Source organism: Bartonella sp. OC16QHHD, from assembly GCF_042194035.1.
Lineage (GTDB): Bacteria > Pseudomonadota > Alphaproteobacteria > Rhizobiales > Rhizobiaceae > Bartonella.
The window spans coordinates 57,545-82,486 of the sequence record NZ_JBHIMJ010000010.1; the positions used below are offsets into that span (position 1 = coordinate 57,545).

General features: G+C 37.3%; 21 protein-coding genes. 12 read left to right on the forward strand and 9 right to left on the reverse strand.

Features of this window, described 5'->3' with window-relative positions; all coding sequences use genetic code 11:
• Window positions 1–95 precede the first annotated feature (95 nt).
• The 4 genes from ACFIK1_RS01570 to ACFIK1_RS01585 all read left to right on the forward strand — a co-directional run bounded on the left by ACFIK1_RS01570 (window position 96) and on the right by ACFIK1_RS01585 (window position 4,609).
• Window positions 96–1,085 (forward strand): asparaginase, encoded by a 990-nt coding sequence (locus ACFIK1_RS01570; RefSeq protein ID WP_375661919.1) that lies wholly within the window; start codon window positions 96–98, stop codon window positions 1,083–1,085.
• Between the two features lie 122 nt (window positions 1,086–1,207).
• The gene (coaA, locus tag ACFIK1_RS01575) at window positions 1,208–2,206 is read left to right on the forward strand and encodes a type I pantothenate kinase (protein ID WP_375613301.1); all 999 of its coding nucleotides are present in this window, start codon (window positions 1,208–1,210) and stop codon (window positions 2,204–2,206) included.
• 13 nt (window positions 2,207–2,219) lie between these two features.
• Window positions 2,220–3,593: a M17 family metallopeptidase gene (locus tag ACFIK1_RS01580; protein WP_375661920.1), complete on the forward strand. Its 1,374-nt coding sequence runs from the start codon at window positions 2,220–2,222 to the stop codon at window positions 3,591–3,593.
• 152 nt (window positions 3,594–3,745) lie between these two features.
• The gene (locus tag ACFIK1_RS01585; protein WP_375661950.1) at window positions 3,746–4,609 is read left to right on the forward strand and encodes an NlpC/P60 family protein; all 864 of its coding nucleotides are present in this window, start codon (window positions 3,746–3,748) and stop codon (window positions 4,607–4,609) included.
• 920 nt (window positions 4,610–5,529) lie between these two features.
• Here ACFIK1_RS01585 and mutT read toward each other — a convergent pair.
• The 3 genes from mutT to ACFIK1_RS01600 form a co-directional block, all read right to left on the reverse strand.
• Window positions 5,530–5,943 (reverse strand): 8-oxo-dGTP diphosphatase MutT, encoded by a 414-nt coding sequence (gene mutT / locus ACFIK1_RS01590; protein WP_375661921.1) that lies wholly within the window; start codon window positions 5,941–5,943, stop codon window positions 5,530–5,532.
• Between the two features lie 125 nt (window positions 5,944–6,068).
• On the reverse strand, window positions 6,069–7,301 hold the full coding sequence (gene argJ / locus ACFIK1_RS01595; RefSeq protein WP_375661922.1) for a bifunctional glutamate N-acetyltransferase/amino-acid acetyltransferase ArgJ: 1,233 nt from the start codon (window positions 7,299–7,301) through the stop codon (window positions 6,069–6,071).
• A 131-nt stretch (window positions 7,302–7,432) separates the two neighbouring features.
• On the reverse strand, window positions 7,433–8,386 hold the full coding sequence (locus tag ACFIK1_RS01600) for a peptidylprolyl isomerase (RefSeq protein WP_375661923.1): 954 nt from the start codon (window positions 8,384–8,386) through the stop codon (window positions 7,433–7,435).
• A gap of 434 nt (window positions 8,387–8,820) precedes the next feature.
• Here ACFIK1_RS01600 and secA point away from each other — a divergent pair, with 434 nt between their 5' ends.
• From secA to prmC, 4 genes are all read left to right on the forward strand, one after another.
• Window positions 8,821–11,538, forward strand: coding sequence for a preprotein translocase subunit SecA (gene secA, locus ACFIK1_RS01605; protein ID WP_375661924.1), 2,718 nt, complete (start codon window positions 8,821–8,823; stop codon window positions 11,536–11,538).
• A complete protein-coding gene (locus tag ACFIK1_RS01610) occupies window positions 11,477–11,968 on the forward strand; it encodes a Fur family transcriptional regulator (RefSeq protein WP_375618055.1) in 492 nt (163 codons plus the stop codon). The genes secA and ACFIK1_RS01610 overlap by 62 nt, the downstream gene beginning before the upstream one ends.
• 222 nt (window positions 11,969–12,190) lie before the next feature.
• Window positions 12,191–13,267 (forward strand): peptide chain release factor 1, encoded by a 1,077-nt coding sequence (gene prfA, locus ACFIK1_RS01615; protein ID WP_375633948.1) that lies wholly within the window; start codon window positions 12,191–12,193, stop codon window positions 13,265–13,267.
• Complete coding sequence (gene prmC / locus ACFIK1_RS01620) at window positions 13,264–14,130, forward strand: peptide chain release factor N(5)-glutamine methyltransferase (RefSeq protein ID WP_375618057.1); 867 nt, start codon at window positions 13,264–13,266, stop codon at window positions 14,128–14,130. The genes prfA and prmC overlap by 4 nt, the downstream gene beginning before the upstream one ends.
• Here the strand turns inward: prmC and nrdF are convergent.
• From nrdF to nrdH, 4 genes are read right to left on the reverse strand one after another with little or no spacing between them, the layout of a single operon-like run.
• Entirely contained in the window at window positions 14,127–15,101 is a 975-nt protein-coding gene (nrdF, locus tag ACFIK1_RS01625) for a class 1b ribonucleoside-diphosphate reductase subunit beta (RefSeq protein WP_012754609.1), read from the reverse strand. The two genes, prmC and nrdF, sit on opposite strands and share 4 nt — an antisense overlap.
• A gap of 11 nt (window positions 15,102–15,112) precedes the next feature.
• Entirely contained in the window at window positions 15,113–17,263 is a 2,151-nt protein-coding gene (nrdE, locus tag ACFIK1_RS01630) for a class 1b ribonucleoside-diphosphate reductase subunit alpha (protein WP_375633944.1), read from the reverse strand.
• Window positions 17,245–17,643: a class Ib ribonucleoside-diphosphate reductase assembly flavoprotein NrdI gene (gene nrdI, locus ACFIK1_RS01635; RefSeq protein WP_375661925.1), complete on the reverse strand. Its 399-nt coding sequence runs from the start codon at window positions 17,641–17,643 to the stop codon at window positions 17,245–17,247. The genes nrdE and nrdI overlap by 19 nt, the downstream gene beginning before the upstream one ends.
• Window positions 17,643–17,867, reverse strand: a complete 225-nt coding sequence (nrdH, locus tag ACFIK1_RS01640) for a glutaredoxin-like protein NrdH (RefSeq protein ID WP_005774163.1) — start codon at window positions 17,865–17,867, stop codon at window positions 17,643–17,645. The genes nrdI and nrdH overlap by 1 nt, the downstream gene beginning before the upstream one ends.
• A gap of 680 nt (window positions 17,868–18,547) precedes the next feature.
• On the opposite strand from nrdH, the gene ACFIK1_RS01645 reads away from it, so the two are divergent.
• The 4 genes from ACFIK1_RS01645 (at window position 18,548) to ACFIK1_RS01660 (ending at window position 21,650) form a co-directional block, all read left to right on the forward strand.
• A complete protein-coding gene (locus ACFIK1_RS01645; RefSeq protein WP_375661926.1) occupies window positions 18,548–19,300 on the forward strand; it encodes an ABC transporter ATP-binding protein in 753 nt (250 codons plus the stop codon).
• A gap of 3 nt (window positions 19,301–19,303) precedes the next feature.
• The gene (locus ACFIK1_RS01650; RefSeq protein ID WP_375661927.1) at window positions 19,304–20,173 is read left to right on the forward strand and encodes a metal ABC transporter permease; all 870 of its coding nucleotides are present in this window, start codon (window positions 19,304–19,306) and stop codon (window positions 20,171–20,173) included.
• A 9-nt stretch (window positions 20,174–20,182) separates the two neighbouring features.
• Window positions 20,183–21,100 (forward strand): metal ABC transporter solute-binding protein, Zn/Mn family, encoded by a 918-nt coding sequence (locus ACFIK1_RS01655; protein WP_375613291.1) that lies wholly within the window; start codon window positions 20,183–20,185, stop codon window positions 21,098–21,100.
• Window positions 21,101–21,470: 370 nt separating this feature from the next.
• Window positions 21,471–21,650 (forward strand): DUF4102 domain-containing protein, encoded by a 180-nt coding sequence (locus tag ACFIK1_RS01660; protein WP_375661928.1) that lies wholly within the window; start codon window positions 21,471–21,473, stop codon window positions 21,648–21,650.
• Window positions 21,651–23,033: 1,383 nt separating this feature from the next.
• On the opposite strand, the gene ACFIK1_RS01665 is transcribed toward ACFIK1_RS01660, so the two are convergent.
• Together ACFIK1_RS01665 and ugpE are read right to left on the reverse strand one after the other, a co-directional pair.
• Window positions 23,034–24,080 (reverse strand): sn-glycerol-3-phosphate import ATP-binding protein UgpC, encoded by a 1,047-nt coding sequence (locus ACFIK1_RS01665; RefSeq protein WP_375634596.1) that lies wholly within the window; start codon window positions 24,078–24,080, stop codon window positions 23,034–23,036.
• 2 nt (window positions 24,081–24,082) lie between these two features.
• Complete coding sequence (gene ugpE, locus ACFIK1_RS01670) at window positions 24,083–24,934, reverse strand: sn-glycerol-3-phosphate ABC transporter permease UgpE (protein WP_375633937.1); 852 nt, start codon at window positions 24,932–24,934, stop codon at window positions 24,083–24,085.
• Window positions 24,935–24,942: the final 8 nt, after the last annotated feature.

The window sequence follows — 24,942 nt, forward strand, 5'->3', positions numbered from 1 at the left end:
ATTTGTTGAAAATGGAAAAATGATATCATTGTTGTCAATGTAAATTACTGCTAAATAGCTTTATATAAACAGTTTGTGCTTTTTAGAGGAAAATTATGAAAAAAATAGCCATAGGGACCTTAGGTGGAACAATTGCAATGACTGCTGATAGTTTTGGTCACATGCAACCGACTTTAACTTCAGATAACCTCATAAAAAGTGTTCCTGATTTAAATAACGTTGCTGATATTCATGCACAAACATTAATGCAAATACCAAGTGGATCTTTATCGTTTCAAATGCTTTTTGAAATAATTAAGTGGGCAAAACAACAAATAAACGCTGGTGCAGAAGGTATTGTTTTAACACAAGGGACTGATACTCTGGAAGAAACAGCTTTTTTTCTTTCTCTTTATTGGCAAGAAGCCGAACCACTCATCATAACCGGTGCTATGCGCATGCCTCATGAAGCAGGCGCCGATGGCCCCGCCAACATTTTAGCAGCCACTCGTGTCGCAGCAGCCACACAAAGTCGTAACAGGGGCGTTCTCGTTGTCATAAATGATGCAATTCATTCACCTTATTGGCTCTATAAAAGCCATACCATCAAAGTCGAAACATTTCAATCAGGTCTTGCAGGTGTTTTAGGAACTATTTTAGAGGGAAAACTTATTTATTTCAATGATCGAAAATTTTTCCCAAAAACGTTTGATCTTCCCCAAAACCATGATCATCAAATTGCACTCCTCTATTCCTCTTTATCATCTGATGCAAAATTAATGAAACTATGCCTTGAAAGTGGGTATTATGCTGGAGTTGTTATTGCTGGTTTTGGTGCAGGACACTGTAGTTTTCAAGAAGCAGACCTTGTACAACAATATGCACAAAAAATACCAATCATTATTGCTAGTCGTTGTTGTAATGGCTCAACAACTCGTATAACTTATGGCTATAAAGGCTCCGAAATCGATATGATTGCTTCTGGTGCTCTCATGTCTGGTTATTTATCAGCCGTAAAAGCGCGTCTACTTTTATGGACTTTTTTGGCGCAAGGGCACTCATTAGCACAAATCCGTGCAAACTGGAATGACTGGACTATAAGTTAATGAAAAATGATCTATTGTCTTAAAAGAAGAGAGCATGCAAAACAAAATTTACTTGAAAATAAAGCCGCTCATCTGTCTGCTCTTAATCAATTGCTGCTGCAAAAAATTCTCGACCAATACAAATGATTGATACGACTATACAAAAAATTAATCAGAAAGATAATCTGGTCAAATCCGTTTCTGACCGATATTCACCCTATCGCGTTTTTACTGCACAAGAATGGTCAGAGTTTCGTGCAGACACACCTCTTACTTTGACTTTTGATGAAATTAAGCGTTTACGCTCTATTGATGATCCTATTGATCTTAAAGAAGTCCAACGCATTTATCTTTCTTTATCGCGTCTATTATCATGCCATGTTGAAGCAGTACAGGAACTTTTTCACAAACGTCAGCAGTTTCTCCATCAAGAAGAGAGTAGAAAAACGCCCTTTATTATTGGAATTGCTGGTTCTGTAGCTGTAGGAAAATCAACCACGGCTCGCATTCTTCAAGAACTGTTGAAAAGATGGACATCTAGCCTTAAAGTTGATCTGATAACGACGGATGGTTTTCTCTATCCTAACGCAATCTTACAGCAAAAAAATCGAATGAATCGCAAAGGATTTCCTGATTCCTATGACATTAAAAAGTTGCTGTGCTTTCTTTCGGCGATAAAAGCAGGTATCGGAAATGTCCGTGCCCCGCTTTACTCACATATGATCTATGATGTTCTAGAAAATCAGACTATTACCATTGATCGTCCTGATATTTTAATTGTTGAAGGTATTAATGTATTACAGGTCAGTGATCTTCCTAAAGATGGGAAAGCTATTCCTTTCGTATCAGATTTTTTTGATTTTTCAATCTATGTCGATGCCGAAACAGAAGTCATTCGTCACTGGTATTTAGAGCGCTTTAAACGTTTGCGTAAAACAGCTTTTCAAAATCCTGAATCCTATTTTCATCGTTATGCCCACCTCAATGAAAAAGAAGCTTCAAAAATCGCTGAGGATCTTTGGCAAACGATTAATTTAAAAAATTTACAGGAAAATATATTGCCAACACGACCACGGTCCAATCTCATTCTACGAAAGGGAAAAAATCATTTGGTCGAATATGTCGCACTTAGACGACTATAAGGATCTCATAACTATGCAGCACCACCACATTCATTTTACCTCAACGCGTATCGATAACAGTTGCCCTATCATCTTGGTAAACCAAAGAACTCTTGCCAACTTATCACTTGATGCGTCAACAACAGCATGGATAAAAGTTAATGACTTTACTGGTAAAGCAGGACAAATACTCTTTATTCCTCACGAAACGGGACATTTAAAAAAAGTTTTATTTGGAATTGGCAATGGTAACGATCCTTTTATCACAGGACTGCTTGCTCAAAAGCTTCCTGCTGGTCAATGGCATTTAGAAGGTACAACCTCTGATGAAATAAATACCTATCTTGGATTGGCATTTGGTAGCTATCAATTTAATCGCTATCGTCAAAATTCTTCTTTCAAATCATTATCTATCCATGTCAATGAGGCTATTGATCTTAATGAGCTCCAACGAATTTATGAAGCTGTCTTTTTCGTCCGTGATCTCATTAATATTCCAGCCAATGATATGAACCCTGATGCTCTCGAAAAAGAAGCTCGAAAACTAGGAAAAACCTACGGTGCTCATATCAAAAGTATTTGTGGAGACGATCTCTTAACCCATAACTTTCCGATGATTCATGCTGTAGGACGAGCAGGCAGCACTGCACCACGACTGATTGAGTTACTCTGGGGGCAAGAACATCATCCTAAAATAACGTTGGTGGGCAAAGGCGTAACTTTTGATACTGGAGGTCTCGATATTAAATCAGCCAATAACATGTTGCTTATGAAAAAAGATATGGGGGGTGGAGCAAACGTTTTGGGATTGGCTAAACTTATCATGGACGCAAAATTGCCTTTCCGTTTACGCGTTTTGATTCCAGCTGTAGAAAATGCAATTTCTGGGAATGCTTACCGACCAGGTGATATTCTCAAAAGTCGTAAAGGTTTAAGTGTTGAAGTAGGTAATACAGATGCTGAAGGGCGAATTGTCCTTGCCGATGCACTCGCCTATGGTGATGAAGAAAGTCCACAATTCATGCTTTGTATGGCTACTTTAACAGGGGCAGCGCGTATAGCATTAGGACCAGATCTTCCCGCATTTTATTGTAATGATTCAATATGGGCACAACAAATTTCTGAATCTGCTCACGCTGTCTTTGATCCTCTTTGGCAAATGCCCCTTTGGAAACCTTACCAAGAGATGTTATCATCACCAATTGCTGATCTTAACAATGTAACTGGAAATAGCTTTGCTGGTTCTATAACGGCTGCTTTATTTCTTAATTCTTTTGTTGAAAAAGCTGAACATTTTGCGCATTTTGACCTTTATGGATGGGTTCCAAAAGAAAAACCAGGATACCCTATTGGTGGATCAGCACAAACTATTCGTGCCCTTTATAATATTTTTAAAAATGAATTTTGACACAAATATCCACAAAAATGGACAATTTTGCAGCTTAAAGAATAATTGGTCTTACACTGTGTTCTTAGTTTTGTTTGAGGATAAAAACCTTACCAATACAGTTTTCATGAGTTTGTTTAAAGGTAAGGAGTAACAAAATGGACAGCAAAAAGATGATCTCTAAAGACCCAAGGCTTTATGCATTCAGAGATGATCTAGCAGATCAACGTCTTGAAACAGAAATTACAGCCCAGCGCTTTGTTCAAGGTGAAAAAAAACGTGTTAATACAGCGGTCGCTGGACTTTTTAAAGAAAATAGTAAAAAAAGTGAAAGACAAACAGAATGCTTATTGGGAGAAGAACTTCTCATTTTTGAACAAGGGGAAACGATGTCGTGGGGGCAATCCCTTAAAGATGGTTATGTTGGTTATATTGATACAAAAGTTCTTTGTACATCAACCATAAAACAAACCCATGTGGTTTCAGTACCACGCACATTTAAATATTTACACGCTGACTTACGTGGACCAATAGTATCCCCATTATCTATGGGAAGCAAAGTCAGTGTTGTTGATGAAATTGAAGTCCGTGACACAATGTATTCTATTCTTGAAAATGGAACAGCAATCATTACGAGCCATCTCAGCCCCATTGGACGCGTATATGAAGATTATGTCACAGTTGCAGAAACCTTTATCCGTACACCTTATCTTTGGGGTGGTATCAGCGGTTTTGGAATTGATTGTTCGGGACTCATTCAGCTCTCTATGATGATGACTGATCAAATAGTTTTACGTGACACCGATATGCAGCAAAAAACTATAGGCAGTCCTCTTACAGATACTGATAAACTTCAACGAGGCGATTTAATTTTTTGGAAAGATCATGTTGCTATTATGGTTGATCATGAAAATATTATTCATGCAAATGGTTTTTCCATGGACGTTATGATCGAGCCATTAGAAGAGGCAATTACGCGTATAGCTAAAAAAAATCAATATCCCATCGCAAAACGTCGTCCAATGCAAGAAACTTAATACATGCCTCCTATAAAAAGTTAATTGAATGTTTTTATTATACAATAGATTGATTTATAAGGATAACTATCCATCATTCGCTCTGCATCAAGCATTCTAAATATCGTAAAATTCTCTTATTTCAAATCTGTTTTTATGTTGAATCAATCAAAATCGCTTGCTTGTTCATCACAAGCGAAATTGATGTATAAGTAAAAATGATTACGAAAAGAAAAAATATCCCTTCTGAATGCTCTCAAATGCCAAGAGCTATCATAACTAACATTGGAACCAGCTTACTCCTTCATAAGCGTAAAGATAGTGGCGCTCAATAGATTTTATCTTATAAGGCTTTACCATTATACCATTCACGAGTGCCAGCACAAAATGGGCTTTGGAATATTGCGAGATGTCTCTTTTAAACAACCCCGTAAATATGCAACACAATGGCGTTCTATATTACGTAAGGGATATGCCCCTCTTAATCAAAAGCAACATTTTTTGAAATTTTTCCTATTATCGATATCTTATGAAATAAATACTCCTAATATCTCTCGATGCATCCAAGACAATCTCTCAATAATAATCGCGAAAAGTATAAATCCATTATCTACCACCATTTTTATGCTTACGAAGCGCGCAAAGGCATCATTATACACTTTTTGCCAATTCTCAATGTTGCGATAACCCTTGGCTATTGAAGAGTGTTCTTTCAGCACGTATTTTATTTATTTCTGTCTTAAATAATTTTATCCACATGACCCGCCCCGCTTGGAACGTGCAAAAGAATGATTTTGATTAATTTAACATAAAACAGATTTGAAATGAAAAAATTTTTTATGACCCTGGACTTCCCCATTCAACATAAAAAAAATTATAAATTATTATTATAACTCAATATATTGATTTATATTTAAACAATATTTCCTTCTTATAACACATTAAAGAAGGTGATTTTTCAATACCTGAACCAATGGTTTATCAGCATCAGGCATAGGGTATTTATCAAGATCATTAATAAAAACCCATTCTAAATTTTGCCCTTCTCGTCCTTGCGCAACGCCCTCATAATGGTCACAAAGATACAATGGCATTAAGAGATGAAATGTTTTATAGCTATGACTTGCAAATGTTAAAGGGTGTAAATTATTTGCCTGAACATACACACCAAGCTCTTCTTCTAGTTCACGAATCAATGAAATTTCTGGAGTTTCACCTTGCTCAACCTTTCCACCAGGAAACTCCCATAAACCAGCCAGCGATTTTCCTTCAGGACGCTTGGTAAGCAAAACACGATTATTTTGATCTAACAGTGCACATGCAACAACAAGAAGAATGGAACTTTTCATACACATATCACTCCCCAATAGGGAACATAAAGATAACTGACTTTTCTATCATATCCCCTCTGCTCCTAAAAGAGCTCACATACCCCATTTGCTCTGAAAAATAATAAACTGTTAAATATAAAGTGCATCCATTAACTTCTGTAATCACTATTGATCATAACGTACTCTTTTGTTAAATCGCAAGACCAAACCGTCGCCGTGCTCTTACCCAAACCGATATCAACACGAATTGTGATGTGCTTACCTTGCATATAAGTACCTATTGTCTCTTCACAATACTCAGGATCTCGTACGCCATTCACGGCCACACGATGCTCACCAAACCAAATCGTCAATAGATCACGATCGACTTCAACACCGGCCTTCCCAACTGCCATAACGACCCGCCCCCAATTCGCATCTTCACCAGCAATAGCCGTTTTTACGAGCGGTGAATTTGCAATTGATAAAGCAATAGTTTTAGCTGCATTGTTTGTTGTAGCACCCATCACATTAACCTCAATTAAATGACGAGCACCTTCGCCATCACAAACAACTTGTAGTGCAAGTTCATGCAAAAGTGCACTCAATTGTTTCACAAAAACTCCATAACGCTGATCAGATTTACTTGTAAGACATGGGAAATGTTCTTTTCCTGTCGCAAACAACATAAGCGTATCTGAAGTTGAAGTATCGCTATCAACAGTAATTGAATTGAAAGAACCCTCAACTGCCTCTGATAACATGGATTGGAGTACATCCGAAGAAATAGTAGCGTCACTAACCACAAATGACAGCATTGTCGCCATATCGGGTGCAATCATACCAGCACCTTTTGCAATTCCATGAATGGTAACACGCTCTCCCCCACAGTCAAAAGTGCGCGTCGCAAGTTTTGGAAATGTGTCCGTTGTCATTATGGCTTTTGCAGCTTCCAACCAATTTCCCTCTTCTGCTGTCTCTGCCATACTTGGTAAAAGATTGACAATACCCGATGCATCCATTGGCTCACCAATAACCCCCGTAGAAGCTATAAAAATTTCATCTCCTCTAACCTTTAAAGCGTTTGCTGCTGCACAGATGATTTCATTGGTTGTGTGCTTTCCTTTTCTTCCTGTAAAAGCATTTGCATTTCCAGAATTCACAACAACACCCCTCGCAACCCCATGAGGAAGCGATGCACGACAATGCTCTACAGGAGCAGACGGACATTTTGAACGGGTAAAAACACCGGCCACACTCACTGGCTTATCGAATATGATGAAAAGAAGATCTGTACGATCTTTATATTTAATCCCAGCTTCAGCTGTTGCTATCCGTACCCCAGATAAGGAAGAAAGCTCCTGAATCTTTTGAGGCGACAAAGGAGAAATTTTCAAAACCACAATATGCTCTCTGTAAAAATAAATGAAATGATTGCAGATCAATAACCCCTCATAGAAAACTGCTAGGCTTTTTGAACAAAACTAACTTAGCAAATTATCTATTAAAGAGGCTATCCACTTATTTTTCCTAGCTATTCTGTATCTTCTTCATCTGATGTCTCATCGGGAAGTAGCGTCCCATTTTGATGAAGCGATTCCATGATTTTTGTAACATTAGGATCAGGGTATTTCACATCCATCTTGCTACGCAAATCAACAATCAGTTCTTGATAGCGCTTTTTTATCAGCTGTGTCCGCAACATCTCTTTAACATCATCAAATGCAGGAGGTTGTTTCAAACGACGATCTTCTAATTTAATAATATGCCAACCAAAAGGACTTTCAACGGGTTGTTTAGTGTATTCGCCAACTTTCAAACCAAATGCAGCATCTTCAAAAGGCTTGACCATTTGACCATGGCTAAAATAACCAAGATCACCCCCAACGGCAGCAGAACCATCTGTTGAACTTTTCTTTGCAATCTCTTCAAAATTTTCGCCTTTATTTAAATGCTTAATGATAGCTTCTGCTTCTTTTCTCGTTTTGACCAAAATATGACGCGCTTTAACCTCATCCTCTTTAGGTAAAGCAGCAACTTCTTGCTTATAAAGAGCTTCCAAATCAGTATCCGATATTTTGTCAACAATCGCCTGTTTAAAATAAAGCTGTTGAAGAACATTGTCACGCATGACTGCCATACGTTTATCGTAAGCTTCTGTCTTATCAAGACCTTTGCTTCTTGCTGCTTTTGCAAGTGCCTGCATATCTAAATAAGCTTTTAGAACCATCATACGACGTTGTTCATCAGGAAAACGTGCTAAATTAGGATTTATTTCAAGTGCTAAATCATCCAATTGGCCTACTGTAATATTTTTCCCATCAATAACCGCCATAACATGAGAAGGAGAAACGGCTTTTTCAGAAGCTTTCTCCAAAGTCTTTAAATCATTCGACGATGAATTCAAACCTTCTTGGGCTCTCACCCCTAAACTTGTACTTGCCAATAAAGTTGATGCTAAAAAAAGCGTGATAAAGTTAAATTTCATAAATATACTCCTTAAAAATGAAGGCAGGTTCAAGATTCCAATTTTCTTTAACATAACACTTTAATCTTTAAACATAGAGAAATAAATTAGTAATTTATTTTAAAAAAGTATAAAATTATCCTTTTATCTCAGTTTCTCCAATCCTATCTAATGCAGATGAAAAGCATGATAATAGAGAAAAATGACATATTGTATCTTAAATTACTTTGTATTGTATCAGTTAAATAGCATACTTAAAGTTGACATAAAGCGCTTAGCCTCTTATCTCTACTTTACAATTAGAGTGAAAAATTGCACACCAGCAAGTATAATGGTACCATCTGCATTTCATGATGTCTCCAATGATATCAGACAACCTGAAGGAAATGTAGAGTATGGGGAGAGCATATGAATTACCCAACAAGAGTGACAACAATTAAAAGAAAGGGCCAGAGATGGTCAGTTTAGGTGTTTTTGCCCGTAAGTTTTTTGGTTCAGCTCATGAGCGACATCTCAAAGCACTCCGCCAAAAAGTTGCACAAATTAATGCTTTGGAAGAACAATTCGTAAAATTAAGTGATGAGCAGCTTTGCCAAAAAACAGATGCCTTTCGTAAACGTCTTAGTGAAGGTGAAAGTGTTGATTTGCTCTTACCAGAAGCTTTCGCGACTGTTCGTGAAGCCGCAAAACGTGTTTATGACATGCGTCCTTTTGACGTGCAACTTATTGGTGGAATGGTCCTTCACGACTGTGGCATAGCTGAAATGCGTACTGGTGAAGGTAAAACATTAATGGCAACTCTACCAATTTATCTCAATGCATTGGAAGGTAAAGGCGTTCATGTTGTGACAGTAAACGATTATCTCGCCAGTCGTGATGCTGAAACAATGGGGAAAATTTTTAGTTTTCTAGGGCTTACAACAGGCGTGATTCTTCATGATCTTGATAGTGATGCCCGCCGAGAGGCCTATGCATGCGACATTACCTATGCCACAAATAATGAACTAGGTTTTGATTATTTGCGTGATAATATGGCCTTCGATCATAGTCAAATGGTCCAACGTGGACATCATTACGCAATTGTTGATGAAGTTGATTCGATTCTTATTGATGAAGCCCGTACCCCCCTTATTATTTCTGGTCCTCTAGAAGATCGTACTGACTTCTATAACCTTATTGATACATTTATTCCTGCCTTAACTCCAGAAGACTATGAAATAGACGAAAAACAAAAAACAACGACCTTTACCGAAGTTGGTACTGAAAAAATTGAAAAAATGCTCGAACAAGCTGGGCATCTTAAAGGTGAGAGTCTTTATGACATAGAAAATGTCGCTATCGTTCATCATGTCAATAATGCTCTAAAAGCTCATAAACTGTTTGCTCGTGATAAAGATTACATTGTTCGCAATGATGAAATCGTTATTATTGACGAATTTACAGGGCGAATGATGCCTGGGCGGCGTTATTCTGAAGGACTTCATCAAGCGTTAGAAGCTAAAGAGCATGTTGCTATTCAACCAGAAAACCAGACACTTGCTTCCATCACTTTCCAAAATTACTTCCGTATGTATAGAAAATTATCTGGCATGACTGGAACTGCAACAACAGAAGCCGAAGAATTCAGAAATATTTATGGTCTTGACGTTGTCGAAGTCCCTACCAATTTGCCAATACAACGTATTGATGAAGATGATGAGATTTATCGAACAGCAGAAGAGAAATATCGGGCAATTGTGCGTGATATCCGTCAAGCACACGAAAAAGAACAGCCTATTCTTGTTGGAACAACCTCTATTGAAAAATCAGAACAATTGGCAGAGCGTTTGCGAAAAGAAGGCATTACCGATTTTAGAGTCTTAAATGCTCGCTATCACGAACAAGAAGCATATATCATTGCGCAAGCAGGAGTTCCTAGAGCTCTCACCATTGCAACCAACATGGCAGGACGCGGTACGGATATACAGCTTGGTGGTAATGTTGAAATGCGCATCCGACAAGAGTTACAGGATATCCCCGAAGGTCCAGAGCGGACAGCTAAAATTGAAGAAATAAAAAAAGATGTTCAGAAGCTTAAAGAAAAAGCTTTAGCGGCTGGAGGGCTTTACGTTATCGCTACTGAACGTCATGAAAGCCGTCGTATTGATAACCAGCTTCGTGGACGTTCTGGTCGCCAAGGCGATCCTGGTCGCTCAAAATTCTTTCTCTCTCTTCAAGATGATCTTATGCGTATCTTTGGCTCTAACCGTATGGATAGTATGCTGCAAAAACTTGGATTGAAAGAAAATGAAGCTATTATCCATCCATGGATTAATAAAGCCCTTGAAAAAGCGCAAAAAAAGGTCGAAGCACGAAACTTTGAAATTCGTAAAAATCTGCTAAAATATGATGATGTCATGAATGATCAACGCAAGGTTATTTTTGAACAGCGTATGGAGGTTATGAACGCAGATGATTTATCAGAAATGATCCTTGAAATGCGCAATGAAGTCGTAGAGGATCTCGTAGAGGCTTATATTCCATCAGGGACATATTCTGAAAAATGGGATGCAAAAACTCTCGAAGAAGAGCTTCAACAACTCTTTAATCTTGAGCTTCCAGTGGAAGAATGGGCAAAAGAAGATGGAATTGCCGAGGAGCAAATTCTAGAGCGTGTATCAGATGCTGTTACAAAACTTGAAAATGAGCGTACTGAACGATATTCTCCAGAAGTTATGGCTTATTTTCACAAAGCAGTATTGCTCGAAACTATTGACACGTTATGGCGTGAACATCTGGTGAGTTTAGACCATTTGCGTTCTGTTGTTGGGTTTCGTGGTTATGCGCAGCGGGATCCGCTCAATGAATATAAGACAGAATCATTTGAACTCTTTCAAAGTATGTTGAAAAATTTGCGCCGAATTGTCACTTCTAAGCTTATGCGCTTTGAAATCATTCAACACCCCACAGAACCGACCATGCCTGAGCAAACTGATGCTGCTTCTTCTGTCTTTAATGATCAAAGTCAAGAAAATGCTCCCACCTTATGGGCACGATCACAAGAAAATAGATTTGTTAATCCACAAGATCGTGACCCTAACGATATAACCACATGGGGAAAAGTTGGACGTAATGAGCGTTGTCCTTGCGGTTCAGAAAAAAAATACAAACACTGTCATGGAGCCTTTGTTTGAAAAGCAAATTATGCAAATGAATAAAAAGCGAAATTATGAGCAAGAATTGCGCACAGCTGGTTTAAGAGTAACACGTCAACGACGAGTTATTCTTGATATTTTGACTGATACAAATGATCATCCTAATGCATTTGAAATTTTTCAGCGTGCAAACAAAATAGATTCGAATATTTCACTCTCAACTGTTTATCGAACCATGAAAATATTAGAAGGAAATGGAACAATTCATCGCCATAGCTTTAGTGGTGGTCCATCTCGTTTTGAGCAAGCAGATGGGCAACATCATGATCATCTCATTGATATAGAAACAGGACAAGTTATCGAGTTTCATTCTGATGTTATTGAAAAGCTGCAAGAGGAAATTGCAAAATCCCTTGGCTATGATATTATTCATCACCGCCTTGAACTTTACGGAAAAAAAAACTCTTAAAAAAGTAATCATATATCATTAGATAAAATACCTCAGGCAAATCAAATTTTATAAAAATTTACCTTTAAAATATAATAGTTTTCATTGGCAAAAAAAAAGAATTGCTTTATTACCCCTCTTTGTATGATGCTATACGGTAATTCATTGCCAATATTATAACAAAAAATCATTGCAACAAAATATTATAAAAATTGTATTATGAAAAATTAGGCCAATATTATCATGGTTTCTTTGCCACAAGATCGTATGAGACAGCTTGAAAAACGCTTTGAAATAATTGAAAGCCAAATGACGACGAATCCAAATGCTGAAACATATGTCAAATTAGCTTCTGAATATGCAGAACTACAACCCGTTATTACCTCTATACGCGCATTAAATGCTCTTTATGAAGAGATTACAGAATTAGAAACGATTATCAATGATAAACAAACAGATATAGAGATGCGTAATCTTGCTCAAGAAGAGCTACCATCGTTATATAAAAAAGTGGAGCAATTTGAAAAAGAACTCCAAATTCTGTTATTGCCTAAAGATGTTGCTGATGAAAAAAACGCTATTGTTGAAATTCGAGCAGGAACGGGTGGCTCAGAAGCAGCACTTTTTTCCGGTGATCTTTTCCGCATGTATGAACGTTATGCCCATGCTCACAATTGGAAAGTAGAAGTTATTTCACTTAGTGAGGGGGAAGTTGGCGGATATAAAGAGATTATTGCTACCATTTCAGGAAAAGGTGTCTTTTCTAAATTGAAATATGAATCAGGGGTTCATCGTGTGCAACGCATCCCTGAAACAGAGACAGGTGGGCGTATCCATACATCTGCTGCTACCGTTGCTGTGCTTCCAGAAGCTGAAGATATTGATATTGATATTCGTCCTGAAGATATTCGTATCGACACAATGCGTGCATCCGGAGCAGGAGGACAGCATGTTAATACAACGGATTCAGCTGTTCGTATCACGCATATTCCAACAGGAATTATGGTCGTACAAGCAGAAAAATCACAACATCAGAACCGAGCACGAGCCCTTCAAATTTTACGGGCACGCTTATTCGATATCGAACGACAAAAAGCGGAAAGTGAACGTTCAGCTTCTCGTAAAAGCCAAGTTGGTTCTGGTGATCGCTCAGAACGTATTCGTACCTATAATTTTCCACAAGGACGTGTCACGGATCACCGTATTAATCTAACCTTGTATAAGCTTGATCGCATTCTAGAGGGAGATCTTGATGAACTTCTTCATGCACTCATCTCAGATCATCAAACAACACTGCTGATGGAAATGGATAATAATTGAGCAAATATTCTTTCAAGAATGTTATCCAACAAATGCAAGAAAAATTGCGCACGAAAGGGATTGCTGAAGCCGATCTCGATGCGAAAATACTCGTTGAATGGATAACAGGAATAAATGCTGCTGAAAGAATTTCTAAACCAGATATGCATCTATCTTCTGAGCATATTATACAAATAGAACAGGCTTTACAACGGCGTATTGCAGGCGAACCCGTTTACCGTATTATAGGAGCACGAGAATTTTATGGTATATCTTTTACATTGTCTCAAGAGACGTTAGAACCTCGTCCTGATACAGAAACGCTGATAGATCTTGTTCTCCCTTTTCTCCAAAAACAGGTCGAAAATTCGAGAAGAACAACATTCCTTGATATGGGAACAGGAAGTGGCGCCATTGCTATTGCACTCCTTAAACAAATTCCCCAATCCTATGCGGTGGCAGTCGATATTTCTGAAGATGCCCTTAAAACAGCGAAAAAAAATGCAAAAAATGCTGAAGTAGCACACCGCTTCACACCTCTTCTTAGCGACTGGTTTGATTCTGTCACAGATCGCTTTGATTTTATTGTTTCCAATCCACCTTATATTCCCGCAAAAGATATCAAAAAACTTGCAAAAGAAGTGCGCTTACATGACCCATTACGCGCTCTGATAGGAGGGGAAGATGGACTTGATTTTTATCGAAAACTCGCCCATGAAGCAGCCAATTACTTAAAAGAAAACGGCTATGTCGCTGTTGAAATTGGTTTCTCTCAAGAAAATGAAGCCTGCAATTTGTTTGAAAAAAATGGTTTTCAATGTTTAGAAGTGCGCAAAGATCTAAGTGGAATACCCCGCGCACTTCTATTTGCATGCAAACATTAAAATTCCCAATCATCATCCGTAGTAGCAACCGCCTTGCCAATGACATAAGAAGAACCTGCCCCTGAAAAAAAGTCATGATTTTCGTCAGAGTTTGGTGATAAAGCTGCCAAAATAGCGGGATTAACACGACAAACCTCAGGGGGGAAAAGAGCTTCAAAACCTAAATTCATTAAAGCCTTGTTAGCATTATAATGAAGAAAAATTTTAACATCTTCTGTCAATCCAAGTGCATCATAAAGATCTTCAGTATATTTGCACTCGATATTATAAAGGTCAAAGAGCAGGTTAAAAGCAAAATCTTTAATTTCTTTCTTTTTGGCTTCATCAAGCTTTGCAAAGCCCAATTGGAATTTATAACCTATATAATAACCATGGACTGCTTCATCACGAATGATTAATCGAATGAGATCTGCTGTATTGGTCAACTTAGCGCGACTGGCCCAATACATGGGCAAATAAAAACCAGAATAAAATAAAAAGCTTTCCAGCAAAGTCGAAGCAATTTTTTTCTTAAGTGGATCATTTGCTTCATAACGCTCAAGTACTAATCTAGCCTTTTTCTGCAAATGAATATTTTCTTCTGACCATCTAAACGCATCATCAACTTCTACCGTCGAACAAAGGGTTGAAAAAATAGAGGAATAAGAACGTGCATGAACAGCTTCCATAAAGGCAATATTCGTCAAAACTGCCTCCTCATGCTCTGTTATCGCATCAGCCAGAAGCGAAATGGCTCCTACAGTGTTTTGAATTGTATCGAGAAGCGTTAGTCCTGTAAAAACACGAATCGTTAGCTTGCGTTCTTCATCCGTTAAGCTTGACCATGAGGGAATGTCATTGGAAAGTGGAACCTTCTCAGGTAACCAAAAATTCCCAGTTAAGCGGTTCCATACTTCAAGATCTTTCTCATCATGTAATCTATTCCAATTAACAGCGCACACAACAGGATTTTTGGTTGTAATCTTTGTCATATGATGATCTCCTATAAACTGCACGAAACACAGCCATCAACTTCTGTTCCACTTAATGCTACTTGCCGTAATCGTACATAGTAAATACTCTTGATTCCCTTTTTCCAAGCATAAATTTGTGCACGGTTAATATCACGTGTGGTCGCTGTATCAGGAAAAAATAATGTTAATGAAAGACCTTGATCAACATGCTGTGTTGCAGCAGCATAGGTATCTATAATTTTTTCAGGACCAATCTCATAAGCATCTTGGTAAAAATTCAAATTCGTATTATCCATATAAGGAGCGGGATAATAAACGCGCCCAATTTTTCCCTCTTTGCGAATTTCAATTTTTGAAGCAATTGGATGAATGGAAGAAGTGGCATGATTAATATAGGAAATAGATCCCGTAGGTGGAACTGCCTGCAAATTGCGGTTATAAAGCCCATACTCAATAACTAATTTTTTGAGTTCCTGCCAATCCTTTTGATCTGGAATAACAATATTATTCCGTGCAAAAAGCTCTTGCACAAGCGGAAATTGCGGTTTCCATTCTTTTTCAATATATTTTTCGAAAAAACGTCCATCTGCATAAGCTGATTTTTCAAACCCTGCAAACATTTCTTGACGTTCGTGCGCAATTAAATTGGAAGCCCGTATGGCGTGATATGTCACAATATAAAAATAGATATTGGTAAAATCAATCGCTTCTGGAGACCCATAATAGATCTGCTCACGCGCTAGAAACCCATGCAAATTCATTTGTCCCAAACCAATCGCATGACTTTCAGCATTGCCTTTCGCAATGGAAGGCACACAAGCAATATTGCTCATATCCGAAACAGCAGTAAGAGCACGAACAGCAGATTCCACGGTCTGTCCAAAATCAGGACTTTCCATTGCTTTGGCAATATTCATGGATCCAAGATTACAGGATATATCACTTCCAATCGTGCGATAAGTTAAATCTGTCTCCAGTTCACTCGCCTCACTCACCTGCAAAATTTCTGAACATAAATTGCTCATACTTATGCGCCCAGCTATCGGATTCGATCGATTAGCAGTATCCTCAAATAAAATATAGGGATAACCGGACTCAAATTGAATTTCCGCTAATGTCTGGAAAAAAACGCGTGCACTTATTTTCTTTTTACGAATCTTTGCATTATCAACAAAAGAACGATAATGCTCCGTTAAAGAAATATCGCTAAAGGGCTTACCTGTCACACGCTCGATGTCATACGATGAGAAGAGATACATATCCTCATTATTCCGTGCAAGCTCAAAAGTAATATCAGGAATAACGACACCAAGCGAAAGCGTTTTGATTCTAACTTTTTCATCAGCATTTTCACGCTTTGTATCCAAAAACTTCATAATATCTAAATGATGAGCATGCAAATAAACAGCCCCAGCCCCCTGTCGTGCCCCAAGCTGATTGGCATAAGAAAAAGAATCTTCCAAGAGTTTCATCACCGGTAAAACACCTGAGGACTGATTTTCTATTTGCTTAATTGGCGCCCCTGCTTCCCGCAAATTCGTTAAACAAAGCGCTACACCTCCACCACGTTTTGAAAGCTGCAAAGCCGAATTAACCGAACGACCTATCGATTCCATATTATCTTCAACACGTAGCAAAAAACACGAAACCAATTCACCTCGTTGTTTTTTCCCAGCATTTAAAAATGTCGGTGTTGCCGGTTGAAAACGTCCTGTAATAATTTCATCCACAAAACTTTCAGCAAGAGCTTTATTCCCTTGTGCCAAATATAAAGCTACAAGACAGACGCGATCTTCATAACGTTCAAGATAACGTTTCCCATCAAAAGTCTTCAGTGTATAGCTGGTATAATACTTAAATGCGCCTAAAAAGGTAGGAAAACGAAACTTAAATGCATAAGCACGTTTAAAAAGCTTTTTAATAAAAGAAAAATCATAAAGCTCAAATAAAGCTTTTTCATAATAACCTTCTTCTATTAAGTAATCTATTTTTTCCTTCAGGTTATGAAAAAAAACTGTATTTTGATTAACATGCTGAAGAAAATATTGCCGCGCAGCAAGCCGATCCATATCAAATTGAATATGACCATTTTCATCATAAAGATTAAGCATTGCATTCAACGCATGATAATCAGTAATCTGATCCGATTTCTGCGATTGTCCTATACCAATTGTTTCCAAAATCTTTCCAATCCCTTTTTTACATAAATAACGTCTTCATCAGTTCCACGCAGCTCAAAACGATAAAGGCAAGGTACACAACATTTTTCAGCAATAATTTTACTTGCTAAATTATAATAGCGACCAAAATTACGATTCCCACCGCCAATAACACCACAAATTAATTTTCGGTTCTCAGCTTCATTAAGAAACTGGACAACGGCTTTCGGCACGGCCCCTCTTCCTTCACCATCTGCATATGTAGGAATAACCAATACATAAGGTTCAGCAACCAATGCAGAAGGCTTTCTTTTATCAATTTTGAAGAGTCGTTGACCAAGCTGCGAGACAAAATGTTCTGTATTACCCGTTGCACTCGAATAATAAACAATAAGCCCCATTAAGCACAAAGACCACTAATCATATCTGGTCTAAAACCAGACCAATGATTTTCACCACAAACAACGACAGGAACCTGACGATACCCCAGAGATTGAACAAAACTGTATGCTTGTTCATCACAGGAAATATCAACAACACGATAATGAATGCCTTTTGCATCAAAAGCGCGGCGTGTAGCATCACATTGGACACAAGATGGTTTGCTATAAATAGTGATCGACATTTTCTTCAACTTTCACAATTCCAAACAATCAACCCTGAAAGGTCAATCTAATAATTTTATAGGTACTCAAGAATAACAAAAAACAGAAATTGTACGCAAAACATGTGGTTATTTTCAAATAATAGACAGCTTCCTGAACATAACAGAATTCCTCATCAAATAACTTCAAAAACTATGATGAGAATAAGCGATTATTCTACAACTTAAACGGCAAAGCCCCCTAGTTATAAAACAATCTTTTGCTTGCATTACAATTCCCTCCTGCTGTCTAAAAAACTAACGTTCTAAACTACCGTTTTTCAAGAGCTCTGTTTACTCTTTTACGGCAAAAATCAATTACAAAAACGAAAGGGAATCCTTCCAAAAGAGATTCTTCAGTAAAAATACTGCTATACCTTTGGCCAATAAACTCTTTACAATAATGGAAATAACTTAGATACCAAACGAAACACACTAACACCCTCTCTTGTGCTTATTTAGAATCACCAATCATTCTGATACTATATATAGTATATACTCTCTCTCTTTCGTCAAGGTGAATTCAATTATTATTTTTAATTTTCCACGATCTTCACACTAAAATTTTCAGTACTCAAAACTATGTAATAATATAACATTTTGTTGACAAACGTTATATTATTACATAGTTTCCAAAATAATAAGCAACGATGGTAAAAAATATGGATCTGTACTTCAATAAAACAACATTAGGCTATAGGAATAGAATAGCAATAAAGAACTTTTCAGCAAAGTTAAAAGCTGGTTCATTGGTTGCAATAACAGGTGATAATGGTGCTGGAAAATCGACACTGCTAAAAGCCATCGCCGGATTGATTAAACCTCTTAAAGGAAAAATTACAAAACCAAAAAAAAGCCGCATTGCTTATCTTGCTCAGCAATGTGATGTAGATCAAACATTTCCAATTGATGTGAAAACGCTTGTAAAAACAGGACTGTGGTCTTTTTGTGGATTATGGAAGAATCAGCGCCCTTATGATTCTAAGATTCAAAATGCTCTTAAAATGGTTGGGCTTACAGAACTCGCACCCCGTTCACTTGAAACATTATCAGGCGGGCAATTGCAACGCGCTCTTTTTGCACGTATCATTGTACAAGATGCCAATATTATTTTACTTGATGAACCTTTCAATGGTGTAGATCATAATACCCAAAAAGACCTTCTTGCACTGATCACATACTGGCAACAGCAAGGACGCACAATTCTCACAGCACTCCATAACCCTCTCATCGTGCAAGAATTTTTCCCCCAAATGATTCAAATTGATCAACAAAACGCCTTTTATGGAGAAACAACACAGTTTTTAAACAACACCATTCATCACGTTATGCCACATCTCATATCCAATTCTTTCCCTATTAGCGCACAAAAACAAAATCTTCTCATCAATGATTCTCTCTTTCTTAGGTTATAAGACGTGTATGCATTTTTTCTTGCCCCCTTTGTTGATTTCCAATTTATGCAAAACGCCCTTATCGGTTCTATTTTTCTGTCTATTAGCACTTGTCCTGTTGGTGTGTTTTTGATGCTCCGTGGAATGAGCTTGACAGGAGATGCTATCTCTCATGCCATTCTTCCTGGTGTTGCAACTGCTTTTCTGATTTGTGGTTTTTCCCTCATATCTATGACACTTGGTGGCATCTTCGCTGGTCTTATTGTTGCTTTAGCAACCATTTTGATTTCACGAAACAGCTTTCAGAAAGAAGATGCATCCATGACCGTCTTTTATCTTATTGCACTCGCGGCAGGTGTTATTATTATCTCACTGAAAGACTCAACAATTGAGCTGCTTCATCTCTTATTCGGATCGGTTCTTGCACTTGATGCACAAGCCCTTTGGTTAATCGCTACTATAATGCTGATTACACTATGCAGCCTTTGTATTTTTTGGCGTGCACTCGTTTTAGAAAGCTTTGACCCCCTCTTTTTTAAATCACTCTCTCCATTGAGTAAATATATTCATATTTCATTGCTTGGACTTGTGGTGTTGAATCTGGTTGGAGGCTTTCAATCATTGGGAACATTACTTTCCGTTGGCATTATGATGATTCCAGCCATTACAGCCCGTTTTTGGTTTTCACGGCTAGGCCCTATTTGCGCGCTTTCCACTCTTTTTGGAATCATTTCTAGCGTATGTGGTCTCCTGCTTTCTTTTCATCTTTCACTTCCCTCCGGCCCTGCTATCATCATTGCCGCAGGATTTATTTATCTCGTTTCCTGTTTGATAAGTCCACGTGGCTTTATTGTAACATGGTTTCCCCACCTCTTTTATACCTCCTCACTTTAAGGAAAAAATGTGCCTAAGTTTGCTCAAAAATTTGTTCTTCTTGGAGCTTTATTGCTTGCTCTTTCTCCATTTTCTGCTTCTGCACACAATAAAATCAAAGTTGTTGCGAGCTTTTCTATTCTCGCAGATCTCGTAAAAAATGTAGGAGACAACCATATCTCTATGACTACTTTTGTAGGTCCAAATGCGAATACCCACACTTATGAACCTACCCCCCATGATGCTCAAGCGCTTAGAAATGCTCAAATTATTTTCATCAACGGGCTTCATTTAGAAGGATTCATTGATCGCCTCATTACAGCAAGCGGTACAAAAGCACTTCTTGTCGAAGTTAGCGCTAACATTCCCTCTCTCAAAATGAAAAATCAAGAACATAATGCCCATCACCACCATAGCGTTATTGATCCACACGCTTGGCAAACAATTCCCAATGTCAAAATCTATGTGAAAAATATCGCTGCTGCTTTTTGTAAAATCGATCCACAATCCTGCACCAGCTACAAAAAAAATGCCGAAACCTACATCCAAAAACTTAAAATAGCACAAGATACCCTGAAAACAAAAATTGCTACCATTCCTAAAGATAAACGTATCATTATCACATCTCATGATGCCTTTGGCTATTTTGCCAAGGAATATGGTTTTACTATCCTTGCCCCTCAAAGTGCTTCAACAGAAACTGAAGCAACCGCAGCCGATGTTGCTAAACTTATAAAACAAATTAAAGCGAATAAAGCAACTGCCCTATTCGTTGAAAATATCTCTAATCCCCGTCTCATAAAACAGATTGCAAAAGAAACAGGTTTAACAATTGGTGGAACACTTTATTCTGATGCATTGTCAAACAAAAATGGCCCTGCAGCAACTTATCTCGATATGATGGAACACAATGTGAATACCATCATTGATGCTATCACAAAACATTAAGATCTTCTATAAAAGAGGTAAAAAAGAGTTCATAAAATCGTAGGTCTATGATTATGTTACTAATGATGCTCCAACAGCTATAATTGATAACATTGATATGAAATAAAGTTACTTTTACAGAGAAATTTATACTCTATAGATTCTAAGATAGATAAAGTAAGTGGATTTATTGCCTCATGGTGCCCAAACTGTCAGCAGTAGCATTCTATTTTTCAATGCTTCTTTTACAATAACTCTCGACACTTGAAACGATTCATAAGAAGAATTTGGTGTCTTTTTCTTAAAGTATTTTTATCTATCCAACTTCATTTATAACACGCAAGTAGAATTAGTGTATGAATAAAAACCACTTGAAGAAAAAATGCCTCTTATGAAGAGTCTCAACACAATAATTGTTGCAATGTTGGAGACTGAAAGAGAGTATGATGATGGCCCCAGCTTGCATTTTTATAAGCATAAAGATGGCGATACACAATGGATTTTATGTTATACTACTTATAAACGACTGCGTGAACAAATAGTTGGAACAACCTTGCAAGATATTTTTTAAAAAAAGTGCGTAAATTGGCAACCCAATAGCCTTCTGTTTAGGTATTCTGTTTTGTATGAGAGATGCAATTCTATTCAAAGAACGTAAAAAAATGTGTTCGGCAATGCTTAATCGCCATTATGTAAGAGACACTGGCTCAGATGTTTTTGAAAATTGCAATACTAAATTAAAAGATGATGCTAAAGACAGAATCTATTTTTTATCTTGATGCTTTCATATTCCCCCCCCTAAATTAAGCTGTCTCCTCATTTTAAAAATTACACAAGCAGATAAGCTTATTCTACTCTGGCATACAAAACTGAATACAGCACTGAACCGTCTTCATATTTGTCTCAAACATACTGCTGTATAAAGTTTAGGTTGATTTATAAGCAACAAAAAGCACGCGCTTTATAAGAAAGTAATATCATAAAACCATTAATAGACTGGTAATATATTGAAAAAATATACCAGCTTTTATAAAATGCTTTGTAAAACAATAATATAACTGTCTTTGTCTCTGCTGATTCTTATAGGTGTTCGCATCGATCCCTTATGCTATATTCATAAAGATCTGTTTGAGGATGATCTATAGGCAATTTTTAACTCAAGAATATAGAAAAGATCGATGAGATGTTACAGATGTGTTTCATCTGCTTTTATCGTTAAAAGTAATGAAAATTCTAAAACAAGCACGCCTTCTATCTCTCAGTGATTTTTTTGCAACTTATCAGATACCCTCGCTGAGAATTGCATAGTGATTTACATGAGAAAAAAATAAACTTGCAGCATGCGCGCATAGGTTTCTCTCTAATTTATGTGATTGGTAGAAAAAACAAATGCTTCTTATAGGAGCTCTGAAACCATTTTAGATCATATGGCCAGCGGTAAAATAGAATGCGCCTATTTTCGTACAGACTATTTAAAACAGCGTCGTATTTTGTGGATCAAGTAGACTTCTTATGTTAGGGGTCAAAGCCAAGATATGGGGCGCATCCTCCCTTATCTGTGACTCATTTTTTCTCTCTATTTCTCTCATTTACTTTTATAATACACATAAATTATTACATCAAGAAACATATTATAATATGTTTTTTTATAACAAAATTATAAATGAGTAAAAATATGGTTAATAAAGATTTATTCTATATTGATATTTTTTTATAATGAAAATGATGTTTGAAAATTATATTCTTCTTACAGACCGTGAAAATGCAAAATTTCTTCATATAAATGTTTTGACATTCTCAGCGCCATGGGACAATGGATCATTACCAAAACTGTTAAAATTTTGTTTTTAATCCCATCGGTTACAACCTGAGTTTGTAAATGTAATCGAGAAAGTCAAAACACAACATTATCATGACGCAGCATAAAAGAGAGTCGTGTCACATCAAGTAATGCTTACTTATTATTTGTGCGCTTTCCTGTGTTTTTATTAAAAGTATGAAAATTCTGATGAGCAACTGTGAAACTTAGTTTTTGACCATAGTCTTGTGTCAAGCGTTCTTTTATTTCAATCGTAAAGATGATACCATTCCAACGCGTTAAAACATGGCAACCTGTTCCAATAAGCTTGATAAGCTCAATTTTTGTGTGAAAGACAGGCCCTTTATCTGGATGTTGTCCCAATAAGATTATTTCAGGTCTGAATGCCAAAAGATCAGTTTCTTCGCCATAAGAAAATGAATGCCCTAAATGTTGTTCTAAGACATGGCGATCAAGAAAATTCATAGGAGGAGAACCAATAAAATCAGCAACAAATGTTGTTGCTGGAGTATCGTAAATTTCCATTGGTGTTCCAATTTGCTCGATAGCTCCTTTATTCAAAACGACTATTCTATCAGCTAATGTCATAGCTTCTAGTTGATCATGGGTAACATAGAGGCTCGTTGTTCCTAATGAACGCTGTAGTGTTTTTATTTCAATACACATTTGCGCCCGTAATTTTGCATCAAGATTTGAAAGAGGTTCATCAAAGAGAAAAACACGGGGTTGACGTACAATCACACGCCCCATTGCAACACGCTGACGTTGTCCTCCTGATAATTGTCGTGGTTTACGATCAAGAAATGGTTCTATCTCCAAAAGCTTTGCAGCATGTGCGATACGTTTTTTAATTTCTTCTTTAGGAGTTTTACGATTTTTAAGACCATATTCTAAGTTTCCACGAACTGTCATATGGGGATAAAGGGCATAATTTTGAAAAACCATAGCGATATCACGATCAGCTGGTTCACGATCATTGATACATTCGTTATCAATGCATAATTCACCTGAAGTAACTTGTTCAAGTCCTGCTATAATACGTAATAAGGTCGATTTTCCGCACCCTGAAGGACCGACAAGAACAAGAAGTTCTTTATCGGCAACAGTTAAATTTAAATCATCAATGACCAGAATGCCGTTGTCATACTGTTTTTTTATATTTGATAACTGGATTATGGCCACAATTACTTCTCCGTTTCAATAAGGCCTTTGATAAAAAGCCGCTGCATGAAGATAACAACAAGAACAGGGGGAACCATGGCAACAACCGATACTGCCATGAGTATATTCCATTGAGGATCATGTTGAAGTGATTCGACAATAAGCTGTTTTAAAATAATAAGGATCGTTTGATGATTTTGATCCGTTGTGATGATAAGAGGCCAGAGATATTGTATCCATCCATAAATGAACATAATGATAAATAAAGCAGCGATATTGCTTTTACTAAGAGGAAGAAGAATATCCTTAAAAAATTTAACTGGACCTGCACCATCAACACGTGCCGCCTCTAAGAGTTCATCTGGAACAGTCAAAAAAAACTGGCGAAATAAAAATGTAGCGGTTGCAGATGCAATAAGTGGAATAATCATTCCACTATAGGTGTTAACCATCCCCAATTTCGCAACAATCTCATAGGTTGGAAGAATACGAACTTCGACAGGGAGCATCAATGTAACAAAAATAAGAACAAAAGCAGTTTTTCGGAAGGGAAAGCGCATGTAAATAATTGCATAAGCAGACAAAAGTGAAATAATAATTTTTCCAACGCTAATCCCAAGAGCCATAATGAATGAATTCATTAAGAGTGGCCAGAGGTTGGGCAAACCCAGCTGTGCAAGGCCATCACCAAAGATTGTTTTATAATTTTCCAGAGCATATTTCCCAGGCAAAAGAGGAAGTGTTCCTGAGTTAAATGCTGCTGAACTATGAGTTGATGCAATGATAGCAACATAAACTGGAAAGCAAATAATGATAATACCAACAATAAGAGTAATATGGGTTAGAAATTTCAAAACAGGGCGATTTTCAACCATAATTTGTT

Bases quoted from the DNA above. Each gene is read 5' to 3' on its own strand.
- ACFIK1_RS01570 (WP_375661919.1), top strand. From the start codon at position 96: ATGAAAAAAATAGCCATAGGGACCTTAGGTGGAACAATTGCAATGACT.
- coaA (WP_375613301.1), top strand. From the start codon at position 1,208: ATGATTGATACGACTATACAAAAAATTAATCAGAAAGATAATCTGGTC.
- ACFIK1_RS01580 (WP_375661920.1), top strand. From the start codon at position 2,220: ATGCAGCACCACCACATTCATTTTACCTCAACGCGTATCGATAACAGT.
- ACFIK1_RS01585 (WP_375661950.1), top strand. From the start codon at position 3,746: ATGATCTCTAAAGACCCAAGGCTTTATGCATTCAGAGATGATCTAGCA.
- mutT (WP_375661921.1), bottom strand. From the start codon at position 5,943: ATGTGTATGAAAAGTTCCATTCTTCTTGTTGTTGCATGTGCACTGTTA.
- ACFIK1_RS01600 (WP_375661923.1), bottom strand. From the start codon at position 8,386: ATGAAATTTAACTTTATCACGCTTTTTTTAGCATCAACTTTATTGGCA.
- secA (WP_375661924.1), top strand. From the start codon at position 8,821: ATGGTCAGTTTAGGTGTTTTTGCCCGTAAGTTTTTTGGTTCAGCTCAT.
- ACFIK1_RS01610 (WP_375618055.1), top strand. From the start codon at position 11,477: ATGAGCGTTGTCCTTGCGGTTCAGAAAAAAAATACAAACACTGTCATG.
- prfA (WP_375633948.1), top strand. From the start codon at position 12,191: ATGGTTTCTTTGCCACAAGATCGTATGAGACAGCTTGAAAAACGCTTT.
- nrdF (WP_012754609.1), bottom strand. From the start codon at position 15,101: ATGACAAAGATTACAACCAAAAATCCTGTTGTGTGCGCTGTTAATTGG.
- nrdI (WP_375661925.1), bottom strand. From the start codon at position 17,643: ATGGGGCTTATTGTTTATTATTCGAGTGCAACGGGTAATACAGAACAT.
- nrdH (WP_005774163.1), bottom strand. From the start codon at position 17,867: ATGTCGATCACTATTTATAGCAAACCATCTTGTGTCCAATGTGATGCT.
- ACFIK1_RS01645 (WP_375661926.1), top strand. From the start codon at position 18,548: ATGGATCTGTACTTCAATAAAACAACATTAGGCTATAGGAATAGAATA.
- ACFIK1_RS01660 (WP_375661928.1), top strand. From the start codon at position 21,471: ATGAAGAGTCTCAACACAATAATTGTTGCAATGTTGGAGACTGAAAGA.
- ugpE (WP_375633937.1), bottom strand. From the start codon at position 24,934: ATGGTTGAAAATCGCCCTGTTTTGAAATTTCTAACCCATATTACTCTT.